The sequence below is a fragment of the Streptomyces tyrfis genome, assembly GCF_037034285.1.
Lineage (GTDB): Bacteria > Actinomycetota > Actinomycetes > Streptomycetales > Streptomycetaceae > Streptomyces.
This window is the reverse complement of record NZ_JBAGJZ010000067.1, coordinates 1-13,887: the sequence shown is the minus strand read 5'-3', so window position 1 is coordinate 13,887 and position 13,887 is coordinate 1. Positions and strand designations below refer to the sequence as shown.

At 70.5% G+C, this 13,887-nt stretch carries 12 protein-coding genes and 2 pseudogenes; 11 read left to right on the top strand and 3 right to left on the bottom strand.

Going from position 1 to position 13,887, the window contains the following annotated elements:
- The 3 genes from WA762_RS32825 to WA762_RS32815 all read left to right on the top strand — a co-directional run bounded on the left by WA762_RS32825 (position 1) and on the right by WA762_RS32815 (position 3,203).
- The gene (locus tag WA762_RS32825; RefSeq protein ID WP_335940984.1) at positions 1 to 1,002 is read left to right on the top strand and encodes a proline racemase family protein; all 1,002 of its coding nucleotides are present in this window, start codon (positions 1 to 3) and stop codon (positions 1,000 to 1,002) included.
- Between the two features lie 207 nt (positions 1,003 to 1,209).
- Positions 1,210 to 2,265, top strand: coding sequence for a proline racemase family protein (locus WA762_RS32820; protein ID WP_443080736.1), 1,056 nt, complete (start codon positions 1,210 to 1,212; stop codon positions 2,263 to 2,265).
- Positions 2,262 to 3,203, top strand: coding sequence for an ornithine cyclodeaminase family protein (locus WA762_RS32815; RefSeq protein ID WP_335940982.1), 942 nt, complete (start codon positions 2,262 to 2,264; stop codon positions 3,201 to 3,203). Before WA762_RS32820 ends, WA762_RS32815 begins: the two co-directional genes overlap by 4 nt.
- Before the next feature lie 66 nt (positions 3,204 to 3,269).
- Here the strand turns inward: WA762_RS32815 and WA762_RS32810 are convergent, their stop codons facing one another.
- A complete protein-coding gene (locus WA762_RS32810; protein WP_335940981.1) occupies positions 3,270 to 3,974 on the bottom strand; it encodes a GntR family transcriptional regulator in 705 nt (234 codons plus the stop codon).
- Between the two features lie 418 nt (positions 3,975 to 4,392).
- On the opposite strand from WA762_RS32810, the gene WA762_RS32805 reads away from it, so the two are divergent.
- Positions 4,393 to 6,723 carry a M9 family metallopeptidase gene (locus WA762_RS32805; RefSeq protein WP_335940979.1) on the top strand — a complete coding sequence of 777 codons (2,331 nt, stop codon included), beginning with the start codon at positions 4,393 to 4,395 and terminating at the stop codon, positions 6,721 to 6,723.
- A 643-nt stretch (positions 6,724 to 7,366) separates the two neighbouring features.
- On the opposite strand, the pseudogene WA762_RS32800 reads toward WA762_RS32805, so the two are convergent.
- A pseudogene (locus WA762_RS32800) lies at positions 7,367 to 8,311 on the bottom strand (transposase); the annotation flags it as partial.
- A 610-nt stretch (positions 8,312 to 8,921) separates the two neighbouring features.
- Positions 8,922 to 10,301, bottom strand: coding sequence for an aminopeptidase P family protein (locus WA762_RS32795; protein WP_335940977.1), 1,380 nt, complete (start codon positions 10,299 to 10,301; stop codon positions 8,922 to 8,924).
- 195 nt (positions 10,302 to 10,496) lie between these two features.
- Between WA762_RS32795 and WA762_RS32790 the strand changes: the two genes are divergently transcribed.
- From WA762_RS32790 to WA762_RS32760, 7 genes and pseudogenes are all read left to right on the top strand, one after another.
- Entirely contained in the window at positions 10,497 to 10,718 is a 222-nt protein-coding gene (locus WA762_RS32790; RefSeq protein ID WP_335940975.1) for a hypothetical protein, read from the top strand.
- Between the two features lie 61 nt (positions 10,719 to 10,779).
- On the top strand, positions 10,780 to 11,241 hold the full coding sequence (locus tag WA762_RS32785) for a hypothetical protein (protein ID WP_335940973.1): 462 nt from the start codon (positions 10,780 to 10,782) through the stop codon (positions 11,239 to 11,241).
- 5 nt (positions 11,242 to 11,246) lie between these two features.
- The gene (locus WA762_RS32780; RefSeq protein ID WP_335940972.1) at positions 11,247 to 11,681 is read left to right on the top strand and encodes a proline racemase family protein; all 435 of its coding nucleotides are present in this window, start codon (positions 11,247 to 11,249) and stop codon (positions 11,679 to 11,681) included.
- A gap of 165 nt (positions 11,682 to 11,846) precedes the next feature.
- A pseudogene (locus WA762_RS32775) lies at positions 11,847 to 12,053 on the top strand (hypothetical protein); the annotation flags it as partial.
- A 291-nt stretch (positions 12,054 to 12,344) separates the two neighbouring features.
- On the top strand, positions 12,345 to 12,617 hold the full coding sequence (locus WA762_RS32770; RefSeq protein WP_335941020.1) for a hypothetical protein: 273 nt from the start codon (positions 12,345 to 12,347) through the stop codon (positions 12,615 to 12,617).
- A gap of 55 nt (positions 12,618 to 12,672) precedes the next feature.
- A complete protein-coding gene (locus WA762_RS32765) occupies positions 12,673 to 13,383 on the top strand; it encodes a GntR family transcriptional regulator (RefSeq protein WP_335940970.1) in 711 nt (236 codons plus the stop codon).
- A 314-nt stretch (positions 13,384 to 13,697) separates the two neighbouring features.
- On the top strand, positions 13,698 to 13,859 hold the full coding sequence (locus tag WA762_RS32760) for a hypothetical protein (RefSeq protein ID WP_335940969.1): 162 nt from the start codon (positions 13,698 to 13,700) through the stop codon (positions 13,857 to 13,859).
- Positions 13,860 to 13,887 lie beyond the last annotated feature (28 nt).

Below are 13,887 nucleotides of genomic sequence, written 5' to 3'. Positions count from 1 at the left end.
ATGCGTTCGGTCGCCTGCTACCACGCCGTCGACTCGCACACCGAGGGCATGCCGACCCGGGTCATCACGGGCGGGGTCGGCGTCCTGCCGGGCGAGACGATGGCCGAGCGGCGGCAGCTGTTCGTCGAACAACGCGACCGGCTGCGCACCCTGCTCATGTGCGAGCCGCGCGGGCACGCAGCCATGTCCGGGGCGATAGTCCAGCCCCCGACCCGGCCCGACGCCGACTTCGGCGTCCTGTACATCGAGGTCTCCGGCTGCCTGCCCATGTGCGGGCACGGCACGATCGGCGTGGCGACGGTTCTCGTGGAGACGGGCATGGTCGAGGCGGTCGAGCCGGAGACCCTCATCCGCCTGGACACGCCCGCCGGACTGGTCACGGCACGGGTCGCTGTGCGGGGCGGTCGCGCCGAGTCGGTCACCCTGGAGAACGTCGCGTCCTACAGTCACGGGCTGGACCAGGTCGTCGAGGTCGAGGGCTTCGGCCCGGTCCGCTACGACATCGCCTACGGCGGCAACTTCTACGCCATCGTGCGCACCGAGGACCTCGGCATCCCCTTCGACCGGGAGGAGAAGCATCGGCTGCTCGACGCGGGCCTGGCCGTCATGGAGGCGATCAACACGCAGAACCCGGTGGCGCATCCGGAGGATCCCTCCATAGACGTTTGTCACCACGTCTATCTGGAGGCGCCCGGCTCGACCGCCGAGCACTCGCGGCACGCCATGGCAATCCACCCCGGGTGGTTCGACCGCTCGCCCTGCGGGACGGGAACCAGCGCCCGGATGGCCCAACTGCACGCGCGGGGGCTACTGCCGACCGGGCGGGACTTCGTCAACGAGTCCCTCATCGGCTCCCGCTTCACCGGCCGGATCCTGGCAGAAACCACGGTCGGCGGCCGGCCCGCCGTACTGCCCTCCGTCACCGGCCGCGCCTGGATCACCGGGACCGCGCAGTACCTGCTCGATCCCACGGACCCCTACCCGGCGGGGTTCACTGTGTGAACCGTTTGAGCGGTCGCGCGATGGGCCGGCCGCCCGTGCGGCGTCCGGCCCATCGCGCCCACCTGTCCGGACGCCGCACGGCGGACCGGCCCACAGCATGTCGAGATATCAGGGAGCGTGATGCAGGTGACACGGGAAAGACCGAAGGCGGCTGACACTTCGGAAGGGCATGAGAAGGCGGAGACGCCGGAGAGGCCGAAGACGCCGGTGGCGCGCGGGCCGCTGGGCACCGCGCCGATCGAGACGGTGGACTGGCACACCGGGGGCGAACCGTTCCGGATCGTGCCCCAGGCCCCGCCGGCCGTGACCGGGGCCGGGCTCACCGTCGCCGAGCGGCGCACGGCCGCCATGGCCAGCGACGAGGTCCAGTGGACGCGGGCCCTGCTGTGCAGCGAACCGCGCGGCCACGCCGACATGTACGGGTCCTTCCTGGTGCCGCCGGACGACGCCGGCGCCCACCTCGGCGCCCTCTTCTGGCACAAGGACGGCTTCTCCACAGCCTGCGGCCACGGCACGATCGCCCTCGGCGCCTGGGCGGTCGCCTCGGGCCTGGTCCCGGCGCCTGCCGACGGAACGACGGACGTCGTGATCGACGTACCCTCCGGCCGTGTCACGGCGAGCGTGCGCACCGTCGGCGGCCGGGTCGCGGACGTGACATTCATCAACGTCCCCGGCTACGTCCACGCGCGCGGCGTCAAGGTGGCAACCTCGCGCGGAACCGTTGCCGTCGACATCGCCTTCGGCGGCGCCATGTACGCCGTGGTTCCGGTGGAGCGGTTCGGGCTGCGGGTCCGGCCGCAAGACATCCCCCAGCTCATCGCGGCGGGCCGCGAGATCCGCGACGCGCTCAACGCCACCGGCGCCGCCGAACACCCGCAGGATCCCCGGCTGTCCGGCATCTACGGGACGGTGTTCACCGAAGAGGCCGCCGCACCGGCCCGACGGCCCGATGGCACCCGGCGGGTGCACCACCGCAACGTCACGGTGTTCGCGGACGGTGAGGTCGACCGCTCCCCGTGCGGCTCGGGCACCGCCGCACGGGTCGCGCTGCTCGCCGACGCCGGACAGCTGCACCCCGGTGACGAACTGCGGCACGAGTCGGTGGTGGGTTCCGTCTTCCACGCCCGGATCGCCCACCTGACCACCGCCCACGGCCTCCCCGCGGTCGTCCCGGCCATAACGGGCACGGCGTACGCCACCGGGACCTGCCGCTTCACCGTCGACCCCGACGACACCCTCCTGCCGGGCTTCGTGCTGCGATGACGACAATGCTCGACGAGAAGGACGTGTTCGCGCTCGGCCCGGTCGGCGCCGTCGCCGCAGTCCGGGAAGCGCTGGCCAGGGGGCTCGATCCGGACGGCGACGTGCCGCGCGCGATCATTCCGCTGGCGCACGGTCAGGGACTGCTCATGCCCTCGGAATCCGGTGGCTGGTTCGGTGTGAAGATCGCCACCGTCGCGCCCGGCAACGCCGCGCGCAGGCTGCGGCGGATCAACGCCACCTATCTGCTGCACGACAGCGCGACCCTGACCCCGGTGGCGCTCCTGGACGGGGTGGCGCTGACGACCCTGCGGACGCCCGCCGTCTCGGTCGCGGCCTGCCTGGATCGGCTGTGCGGGCTCGCGGACGCCGGCGGAGGACTGCGTCTGGTGGTTTTCGGTGCGGGTCCCCAGGGGGAGGGGCACGTCACCACCCTCCGGGCCCACGTTCCGGTGGCCGACGTCACGGCCGTCACCCGGCGCGGGGGCCCCGTCCCTGGATGGGCGGACCGGCATACGTCGGCGGACGGCGCGGAAACGGCGGCTCTGGTACGTCGCGCGGATGTCGTCGTCACTGCGACATCCGCCCGTGAACCGGTGGTCGACGGGCGTCTGGTGCGCGACGGCGCGGTGGTGCTGGCGGTCGGCTCGCACGAACCGACCGCGCGGGAAATCGACAGCGCGCTGATGGGTCGCGCCACGGTCCTCGTGGAGAGCCGGGAGACCGCCCTCCGCGAGGCGGGCGACGTCGTGATGGCGATGCGCGAGGGCTCGCTTGCTCCGGGCTCCCTGGTGACCATGGCGGACCTGATCGGCTCGCGGGCCGTCGCCCCGACCGACCGCCCGCTGGTCGTGAAGACGTGCGGGATGGCCTGGCAGGACCTGGTGGTCGCCATCGCGGCCTACCGGCGGAAGGAGGGAACTCAGGGGGAGCGGATCTGATCTCCCCCGGACCGTCGGTGCCGGGTCCGGGGCAGTACCCCCGGTCGTACCGGATGAGCATCGGCGTCAGCGGGGGCCGAGCGTGCGGGCCGGGCGCTCGGCTCCCCGCTTCCGCGCCGCCCACAGGGTCCGCACATGCGCGAGATGGTGGCGCATGTGCTCCTCGGCGCCCTCCGCATCCCCGGCGATCATGATGTCCAGAAGTGCTGTGTGCTCCCGCGCCGACCCCACCAGCGCCCCTTCCTGGGACAGGTCGGCGAGCCCGTAGAGCCGAGAGCGCTTGCGCAGGTCGGCCACCGTCTCGAGGAGGCGGGCGTTCCCGGCGAGGGCGAGCAGGCCGAGATGGAAGCTGCGGTCCGACTCCAGGTAGGCGATCAGGTCGCCCCGGTCCGCGGCGGCCACGATCTCCTCGGCCATCGGCCTCAGAGCCTCCAGCTGCTCGCGTGAGGCGGACCGAGTCACGCGGCCGATGGTGGGGATCTCGATGAGTGAGCGGATCTCGGTGTACTCGTCCAAATCGCGGTCGGAGAGTTCGGTGACGCGGAACCCCTTGTTGCGCACCGCCTCGACCAGGCCCTCGCGGGCGAGATCCAGCATGGCTTCGCGCACGGGCGTGGCGGAGACGCCGTATTCGGCGGCCAGCGTGGGCGCCGAGTAGATCACGCCGGGCTGCAGGTCCCCCGAGATCAGCGCAGCGCGCAGGGCGTTGGCCACCCGGTCGCGCAGGTGCTCCTGCACGGAGAGGGGTTTGCGGGACTTCAGCCCACTCATGCATTCCCTTTCAACGATTTGTCAGTGCAGTATACAATGTCACGTTGCGCAGCACCCCGCATCGCCCTTCGACGGACGATGCGGGGTGCTGCCGGCAGTGCCCGGGAATGGCATGGGACTCGGTCCCCGCGGTGTCCGGTCCGCACCACGGCGCCGGGCCCGGCCGGGTCACGTCGCCGCCCGGCAGTCGGTCAGCCGTCCAGGAGCCGGGCCACCCACTCCTCGGCACCGTCGGACCTGCGGGGGAGTGCGGCGAAGGGGAGTTCCGTGCCGTTCAGCAGGGGGTGAACGCAAAGACGTCGGACGGTAATCCGGTCCGGGATCTTCCTGCGCGGTGCGATGTATGCAATTTTACATGTCACACATTAATGGCCGCTTGTTCAACGTGCGGCCACGACGGCCTCGGAGGCCCCAACAGATGCGCCCCTCCCGGATATCAACGGCCAACGCGCGCAGGCTCCCTGCGCTCGGCGCCGCATTCTTCGTCGCGTTCGGCCTGCTCACGCCGCAGAGCCAGGCCACCCCCGTCGGCGCCGTGCCCCAGGCCGGAGCCAACGCCGCCGGCCCCGCGGCCTCGGCGCCGCGGTCGATCCCGGTCCCCAAATCGCCCGACGCCACGACCAGCGGCTCCGGCTTCAAGATCTCCTCACAGGACTCCACCGAGGAGTCCGCCCCGGCCGCCGCCCCGACCACCGAGCCCGCCAAGGCCGACAAGAAGTTCTCGGCCGCCGCCGGCGGGAACGAATGCGGCGACCTCTCCGGAGTGATCAACGCCACGGGCAGCGCGCTGATCCAGCAGCTCAAGGCCCTCCCCAAGGTCACCTGCACCTACCCGCTGTTCAACCTCACCGGAACCGACGCCGGGAAGACGTTCCGCGAGCCCCAGATGGTGACCGTCGCCAACGCGCTCCGCGACGCCTCCGCCACCTACCCGGGCGACAACAGCACCTCCGTGGGCCAGTTGGTGATGTTCCTGCGCGCCGGCTACTACGTGCAGGACAACCACCAGGACGTCGTCGGTGACTACGGCACGCCGCTGCAGATCTCGGCCCGCGGCGCGCTGGACGCCTTCTTCGCCGCCCCGCACAGCAAGGACGTCACCGACGCCAACGGCGACACCCTCAACGAGGTCGTCACGCTCATCGACAGCACCCGCGAGGCCGGCCGGTACGCCGGCGTCGTCAAGTGGATGCTCGCCAACTACGACGCCACCTGGCCGAGCCGGATGACCCTCTCCCTCGAGAACGCCGAGCGCGTCATCGAGAACGGCTTCGACACCAAGAACGACGGCCGGGGCTGGCGGGCCGCGCTCAAGGCCGACCCCGCGATCCTCAACACCTGGGCCGACTTCATCACCCGCAACGAGACGCAGCTGAACCGCTTGGACGTCATCAGCAACGTCGGCCGCTTCCTCGGTCACGCCCTCGATGTCCCCGAGCTCAAGGACCGGGTCCGGCCGCTGCTGAAGGACCTGATCAACCGCTACCCGAACGTCGGCCCCACCGCCCCGATCACCATGAACCTGGGCTGGGCCACCCGTCAGTACGACAAGGGCAACTGCGCGGCCTACGGCATCTGCGACCTGGGCAGCCGCGTACTCCCGGTGGTCCTGCCGATCCAGCACACCTGCACCCCGGGCCTGAAGATCCGCGCCCAGGACATGTCCCCCGGGCAGCTGGCCAACACCTGCACCAGCCTGATCAACCAGGACGCCTACTTCCACCGCGTGATCGGCGACAAGGGCGCGATCCCCGGTGACGTGAACACCAACCTGGAGGTCGTCGCCTTCGACGACTACACCCAGTACTCGCTGTACGCCTGGGCCATCTACGACATCGACGTCGACAACGGCGGCATGTACGAGGAGGGCGACCCGTCCAAGCCGGGCAACCAGGCCCGCTTCATCGCCCACGAGGCGTCCTGGCTGCGCCCCAAGTTCGAGATCTGGAACCTCAACCACGAGTACACCCACTACCTCGACGGCCGCTACAACATGTACGGCGACTTCGACGCCAGCCAGACCACGCCCACCATCTGGTGGGTCGAGGGCATCGCCGAGAACATCTCGTACGGCTACCGCCAGGAGCGCAACGCCAACGCGATCGCCGCAGCCGGCAAGAACACGTACAAGCTCAGCGAGTTGTTCGACACCGTCTACGGCCAGGACGACGACCCCGACGTCAACTCGGCCCGGGTCTACCAGTGGGGCTTCCTGGCAGTCCGCTACATGCTGCAGGCGCACCCCGTGGACATCGAGACCGTGCTCGGCAAGTACCGCACCGGTGACTGGAACGGTGCCCGCACCTTCCTGAAGCAGACCATCGGCACCAGCTACGACGCCGACTTCGCCACCTGGCTGGCGACCACCTGCGCGACCGACGACTGCGGCCCCCTGCCGGAGGCCCAGGCCACTCCGCTCTGCACCAACGCAGACACGCGCCAATTCGACAAGAACTGCCGCCGGGACAACCTCGCGGCCACCACCGGCGACCACAGCAACCACTTCCTGTACCTGCCGACCGGCGTCAAGCAACTGACCATCACCAGCACCGGCGGCACCGGCAATGCCGACCTGTACTACAACGGCACCGGCTGGGCCACCACCACCTCGTACCAGGCGAAGTCCACCAACGCCGGCAACAACGAGACGCTGACCATCGACAACCCGCCGTCCGGCTGGGTCTACTTCAGCCTCGACGCCGGACAACAGGACTTCAGCGGCGTGAGCGTCACCACGCAGTACCAGTAGGCCGCTCCACCGGACCAAGTCCGAGCCGGATGCTCCTGGTGATGCCCCCAGCCACGATCCTGCATTGCGGCCGTTGTCGCTTTGCGGCGGCGCTTTTGCTGGGTTTGGGCCGGACGGAAGCTTTCGGTGCCGGTCTCGATGATGTGCGTGTTGAAGGCGCCGACCTCCTGCTCCGGATGCCTCAGCACCGGGTCGGCGGGCAGCGCGACTATGGGCCCGTTTCGGAAGCCGGGGAGCCCTGCCAGCCTGCCCGCCCCGGCGGGTGGGGCCGCTCGGGGGCGGAGTTCGTGTCCGGGCGGACGGCTGCTCGTTGGCCGCTTGGGGTTGAGAGCGAGGAGGCAGTCGATGGGACGGATCAAGAAGAAGCGCGCTGAGCGTGACGCGCGCCGCAGCCCGGGGTCCGGCCGGTGACGACCCAGCCGTTGCCCGCGCTGCCCTCATGGCTGAAGAACTGCTCTGGGGCCAATTCGCGGCTCTGTTGCCCGAGCGAACAAACGTGAGGGCCCGCCAGTAAGCTGACACTGTTGGTTCACTCGGCCCCTGCTTGTGCCCCGTCGAGCGTCAGTTCGGCGGGGCACGATGCTGCGAAGTGGCTGGTGCGGGTGCGGGCTCGGGGTGTGCTGGTGAGGTGCGCGTCGATGCGGATCTCCTCGTTCATCGCGTTGTCCGTGACGGTCGCCACCGTGGTGGCCACGTTGGTGACCAGGTTCGGAACGCCGTCCTCGCCGCAGGTCTCGGTGAGGTGGACTTTGTATCCGTCCCACATGGTGTCCCGTTTGACGCCGACACGGGCTTCCGGGGCACAGGGGCTGACCAGACGCGTCGCGCCCGGCGACCGGTCTTTTGGGCCCCTGCGCGTCACCTCACCGTCCACCAGGTGGAAGCTCTGCACCCAGACCCGGCGCAGGATCTCCACCTCGTCGATTACGCGAAGCGCTGCGGGTGCACCGACGGCGAAGACCGCTTCCAGCGGGCGTGTCCCGTCCCGGCCGATCCGGGCTCCCACCTCGTCCCGCTTCGCGTCCGGCTCCGCGATCTCGGACAGCCACTCCGGAGCGGCCTGCGCGAGCGCGTTCAACGCCGCCCGCAGCGTCTCGGCCACCTGCTCCAGCCAGCACAGCTCATGCGCCGACGACACCACGTGCGAGGAGTCGGTACGGGCCCGCCCCGCGCTCTTGAGTAACCCCTTCTCACGGGCCGCGGCCAGCACACCGTCCATGACCCGGCGCCCGCCATCGGTACCGGCCAACCGGTCCCTGAACTCCGACAGCACCGAGAAGTCGAAGCCGGGATCATCGGGCTGGAGCCCGGGCGCGTACTTGAAGGCGATCCGCGCCCGCACCGCCTCCGCGGCCTGGCGGTCGGTCAGTCCTTCCACGAACTGGAACACAGACACCAGCGCCGGCCCGGCCGGAGACCAGGCGGGCCGGCCTCGTGAGGCAAACAGATCCGCGAAGTCATCGTCGCGGAACATCGGCCCCAGTTCGTCCCGGACCGGGATCGCCAGGCTCCCCTTCGGAAACGCGGCCCGGGCCACCCGCACCGTCTCCGCCGGAATCTTCCCCGGCCCCTTCGGCTGCATCGACATCGACATCGACACCCACCCCACACAACAACGTCGGTCCCCATGACCACAACCGGGTCATGGGGACCGACGTCACGCAGAGGGCCGAATAAACCAACAGCGTCAGTAAGCTGGCGGGCCCTCGGCGAGCGCGGGCCGGAGGCCCGCCCAGTGAACGGTGTTTTTGGAGTTGTTGGGGATTCAGTGGCGGGCGGTGGGGAGCCGTCCGCCGGAGGCGTTGGGTGCGGCCTTCCACCCCTGCGAGTGCCCGCAGGCGCGAGCGGCCTGGTGGCGCGCGTTCACCGTCTCGATTGGCGTCGGTCGTGCAGATGAGGCCGTCACAGACGACCACACAGACGTCTTCGTGCCCCTGCTTTTGATCTGGGTAAGGACCCGGAGTCAGTACTTGACGCCTTCGCCGCCGTCGCCGGCTCACAGATCGAGGATCACCAACAGCTCGCGCCGTGGAGGCCGTGACCCATCCCACGGACCTCGGTCGGCAACGGGCCTGCCCACCGCCGGGCGGCTGACCGATGGAAAGGCGACCGTGGATGCTTCCTACCTTCACCATGTGATCGATCGGGCCGGGGAGGCGGTCGCGGACCGGACCTCCAGACCTGACCCCGGCCCCGGATCAGCTCGCGGCGGAGTCCAGCAGGTGCCCCATCCACTCCTCGATGCCGTCGACCGTGCGCGGCAGGGCGCCCGACATCAGGCGGGCGCCGTCCGCCGTGACGACCAGGTCGTCCTCGATGCGCACGCCGATCCCGCGCAGCTCGGCAGGGAGGGTCTCGTCGTCCGGCTGGAGGTAGAGGCCAGGCTCCACCGTGAGGACCTGGCCCTCCTCCAGGACGCCGTCCAGGTAGGTCTCCGACCGGGCCTTCGCGCAGTCGTGGACGTCCAGGCCGAGCATGTGACCGCTGCTGCACAGCGTGTACCGCCGATACAGGTCGCTCTCCGCGTTCTTGAGGACACCCCACTCCGTGAGGCCCTCCGCGATCACCCGCATGCCGGCCCGGTGGAAGTCGCGGAAGCTCGCCCCGGGGCGCAGGGCGGCCATCCCCGCGTCCTGGGCGGCGAGGACCAGTTCGTAAACCTGCCGCTGTACCGGGGAGAAGCGGCCCGACAGCGGCAGGGTGCGCGTGATGTCGGCCGTGTACAGGGTGTCCGTCTCCACGCCCGCGTCCAGGAGAAGCAGGTCCTCCCCGTTCAGGCGGCCGTCGTTGCGGATCCAGTGCAGGACGCACGCGTGCGCCCCGGAGGCGGCGATGGTGTCGTAGCCGGTGCCGTTGCCCTCGGCCCGGGCGCGCAGGCCGAAGACCCCCTCGATCCACCGCTCTCCGCGCGGGTGTCCCAGGGCGCGCGGCAGCGCCCGTACGACGTCCTCGAAACCGGCAGTCGTGTGGTCGACGGCCAGCTGCAGCTGGCCGACCTCCCACGCGTCCTTGACCAGGCGCAACTCGGACAGGGCGGCGGCCAGCTCGGCGTCGGTGGCGGCGTCGCGGCCCACCGGTGAACCGAGTGTGTCCAGGCGGGCGCAGCGGATGCCGATGAGGCGCTCGGCCTCCGCCAGGTCGGGGCGGCGGCCCACCCAGAACTCCCCGTAGCGGCGGTCCCGGTAGAACTCCTTGTTCCCGTCCGCCCGCGGCGAGCGCGGCCGCAGGTAGAGGACCGCCTCGTGTCCGTGCGGTCCCGACGGCTCCATGACCAGGACGTGGCCCACCTGGTCCTCGCCGGTCAGCCCGGTCAGCCAAGCGTACGCGCTGTGCGGGCGGAAGCGGTGGTCGCAGTCATTGGAGCGGACCTTCAGCTCACCGGCCGGAACGATCAGCCGCTCGCCCGGGAAGCGGGCCGAGAGCCGGGCCCGGCGGGCAGGGGTGAGGTCGTGGCCGGGGATCCGCGCCGTGTCCGGCAGCGGGGACGGGGTCCAGTTCCCCGCCATGAATCGGGACAACTCCAGTGATATTGGCAGGTCGTGGCTGCTGGTGTGGAGACGGGAGGAGGTGTCGGTCACGGAGGCTCCCTTGAGAAGACGTGAACTGGTGGGCGCACAGACATGGTGTAGTGCAATTTCACATTACTATGTTACAGCTCACATTGCGGCGCGTTAATCCTCGTCAAACGCTTGTGCCGCAAGGCGGTTGCTCGCGCCCAACGCCCCACCTCACCCTTCTCCAGCCAGGAGTTCTCGCGGTTCAAGCACGGAGCCGTGCGCTCGTCTCTTTTCGCCTCCGCCGTGACCCTCCTCGTCACCGTCGGACAGGCCACCACGCAGGGCGCGGAATCGGCGACCGTCGCCGGCCCGGCCGCCGCCACGGCGACCGCCACCTTCTCCTTCGGGGCCCCAGCAGCGAACCCCTTCGACGAGGTCGACCGCCTCGCCGCCGCGCAGGAGCACGCCTCGTGCCCGCCCCCGGCGGGACCGCCCTGACCGGGCAGGTCCCGGGCGCGGCGACGCCCACCTCCAGCGCGACTGCGACCGCTTCCTGACCATGCAGATCGCCAAGGTGGATCAGCTTTACGTGCCCAACAGCTCCTTCACCCCCGACGAGCAACTGCGCGACGCCGCCGCCCTCGCCCCGGTGAAGTCAGCCTTCGCCACGGCCACGTACGACACCCCGGTCTGCGTGGAGAACGGGGACCCCGGCAAGCGCCTCTTCATCTGCACCGGGCGGATCGCCGCGAGCCTGAAGAACTGGCGCGACGACGACCAGAACTTCAAGGACACGTCCGAGACGGTCGACTACTTCATCCTCGACCGGGCGGGCGGCGGCCTCCAACAACCTGGCCGACATGAACTGTTCCTTCGGTCCCGGCGGAGCTCTGGACCAACAAGTCGGCCCGGACGGCGAGTTACAGCTGCGAGGGCCCGCTCCGCAGCTGATCCGCACCGGATTCCGGCCCTGACGGACCCGCCCCGGAACGGGGGCGGGTCCGCCCTGGGCAAGCTCTGAAGAATGTGATTGGAGGCCTTCCATGCCGCCCTGCCCGACCTGGTGCGGGCCGGACGGGAGATCAGGTCCGCACCGCCCACCTGGCCACCTGGCACCCGGACGGGCCGCTGCTCTCCGGCGTCTACGCGGTGATCCTCCACGAGGAACTTCCCGACACCCCCTCCGGGCCGCACCAGCGCGACGTCACAGTCTTCGCCGACGGGCAGGTCGACCGCTCGCCCTGCGGCTCCGGCACCTCCGCGTGGCTAGCGCTGTGGGCCGAGGACGGGCCGCTCGGCCCCGGCGAGGACCTGCCGCACGAGTCGGTCGCCGGCACCGTCTTCACCGGGCGGATCCTGCCCGGCGGGGTCACCGAGGCCACTGGCACCGCCTGCCGCACCGGCGGCCATGCCTTCACCGTCGACCCGTACGAGGCCCTCGGCGTCGGCTTCCTGCTGTGACCGGGATCCCGCAGCTCGGCCCGCAGGAGTCGGCCGGGCTGCTCCTCCTGGCCGCCGCGGCCGAATGCCCTGCGTGGGGGCTCGACCCGGATGCCTGCCCGCAACGCACCGCGTTTCGCGTCCCCGCCCGAGAACTGCTGCTGATGCCGGCCGCCCCCGGGACATATGCTGGCGTCAAGATCGAAGGGGGTCGTGCCCGGCAACGCGGCCCGCGGTCCGCCCCGGATCACCGGGAACTGCCCCCTGCTCGACGGCCCCACCCTGCGCCCGCTCGCCCAGTTCGACGGGGAGGTCCTCACTGCCCTGTGCACCCCCGCGGTCTCGGCGCTCGCGCTGTGCCACCTGGCGTCGGCCGGGCGGCCGCTGCGGTTGGTGCTCTTCGGCTCCGGACCGCAGGTGTACGGACACCTCGAAGCGTGCTCGCGGAGCGCGCGTTGGAGCAGGTGGTGGTCGTCGCCCGGGATCCGGGGCGGGCGGGGAAGCAGCCGTGCATGCCGAGGGCCTGGGCGTGTGCGCCCGGACGGGTGGGGCGGGGGCGGTGGTCGGCGCGGATCTGGTCGTCTGCTGCTACCACCGCCCGGGAGCCGCTCTTCGACGGGCGGCTGGTGCGGCCGGGCGCGGTGGTCGTCGCCGTCCGCTCGCCCGAACCGTCCGCCCGACTCCATGTGCACCGCCCTCGCGCAACGAGCGGCGGTGTACGCGGAGTCGCGGGCGGCGGTACTGCGGGAGGCCGGGGGCCTGCTGGTCCCGGAGGCGGAGGGTGTGATCGGACCTGGTCACATCACGGGCACCCTCGCTGATCTCGTGCACGCGAGGATCCCGGCGGGCGGGGCGCGAGGTCGTCCACAGCTCTTCAAGAGCATGGGTACGGCCTGGGAAGATCTTGCCGTGGCGGTCGCACTGTTCGGGGCCGCCGAGGCCAACGGCGAAACGTGACATTGTACGCTGGGTCCTGCACGTCGGCGGGTGGTGAGGGCTCTCGGAGGAAGTAATGGGTGACCTAAAACAGCGCAGTCTCATCAAGACCCGGGAACGTCTCCGCGACCAGGCCGGCCACGCCCTCCGCGCGGCCCTGATAGCGGGCGAACTGCGCCCGGGCAGCGTCTACTCGGCGCCCGGTCTCGCCGCCGAACTCGGAGTCTCGGCCACTCCCGTGCGCGAGGCCATGCTCGACCTCGCGCGGGAGGGCCTGGTCGAGCCGGTCCGCAACAAGGGGTTCCGCATCACCGAGGTCAGCGAGCGCGACCTCGACCAGTACACCGAACTGCGCACGGTGATCGAGGTCCCCACCATCGGCCGGATCACGAAGATCGCCACGGCGGATCAGCTTGAGGCCCTGCGCCCCATTGCCGAGGAGATCGTCACCAGCGCCCGCGAGCACAACCTGATCGGCTACCTGGAGGCGGACCGGCGCTTCCACCTCACCCTACTCGGCCTCGCGGGCAACGACCGCCTCGTCGAGACCGTCGGCGACCTGCGCAAGCGCTCCCGCCTCTACGGTCTGACCGGCCTTGACGAGGCTGGCAAGTTGGTCTCCTCGGCGGAGGAGCACGTCGAACTGCTCGACGTCATGCTCACCGGTGATGCCGGGGCGGCCGAGGCGTGCATGCTGCGCCACCTTGGCCACGTCCGCTCGCTGTGGGCCCAGGGACGCGACGAGCCGGTCGGCCGGCCAACCGGAGGCCTTGGCTCGTGGATGTGACGGGTCAGCAGACTGCGTCGAAAAGGTGCGTACATCTCGGTTTCTGCGCCCTTTCGACAACCTTCTGCTGATTCGGGAACAGAACTTTCGAAGCCGATGCGCTGCGCCGTCGCCGTCGCCGTGGCCGCCGGAGCCCTGCTGACAGTCTCCACGCAGCCCCAGGCCGCCGCCGGTCGCCGCCGCGGGCGTGTTCCTGATGGACTCGCCCAGCGGGGCCCAGCTCATCTCCAAGGGGGGCGACACCAGGCGCCGGATGGCGAGCAGCACGGAAATCACGACCTGCGCTGTGGTCACCCTCCGGTCGACGTTCGATCTTGATCGGAGGGGCACCGTCCAAGACGGAGCATCTGGACTACGTCGAGGAGCGCTATGTGGACTTCATGGTGCTGCCGGACTGGGCGCTCGGACTGACCGCCGGCTCCAAGGCTGAGCTCCAGCGGGGCAACACCGAGCCGATCCCGGACGCCCTGGGCTGACGGGCCCGGTGAGGACCGCCTGCCTCAG

What these genes read in the sequence shown, in the direction of transcription:
- WA762_RS32825 (WP_335940984.1), top strand. Translation starts at nt 1, where the DNA reads ATGCGTTCGGTCGCCTGCTACCACGCCGTCGACTCGCACACCGAGGGC.
- WA762_RS32815 (WP_335940982.1), top strand. Translation starts at nt 2,262, where the DNA reads ATGACGACAATGCTCGACGAGAAGGACGTGTTCGCGCTCGGCCCGGTC.
- WA762_RS32810 (WP_335940981.1), bottom strand. Translation starts at nt 3,974, where the DNA reads ATGAGTGGGCTGAAGTCCCGCAAACCCCTCTCCGTGCAGGAGCACCTG.
- WA762_RS32805 (WP_335940979.1), top strand. Translation starts at nt 4,393, where the DNA reads ATGCGCCCCTCCCGGATATCAACGGCCAACGCGCGCAGGCTCCCTGCG.
- WA762_RS32785 (WP_335940973.1), top strand. Translation starts at nt 10,780, where the DNA reads ATGCAGATCGCCAAGGTGGATCAGCTTTACGTGCCCAACAGCTCCTTC.
- WA762_RS32770 (WP_335941020.1), top strand. Translation starts at nt 12,345, where the DNA reads ATGTGCACCGCCCTCGCGCAACGAGCGGCGGTGTACGCGGAGTCGCGG.
- WA762_RS32765 (WP_335940970.1), top strand. Translation starts at nt 12,673, where the DNA reads ATGGGTGACCTAAAACAGCGCAGTCTCATCAAGACCCGGGAACGTCTC.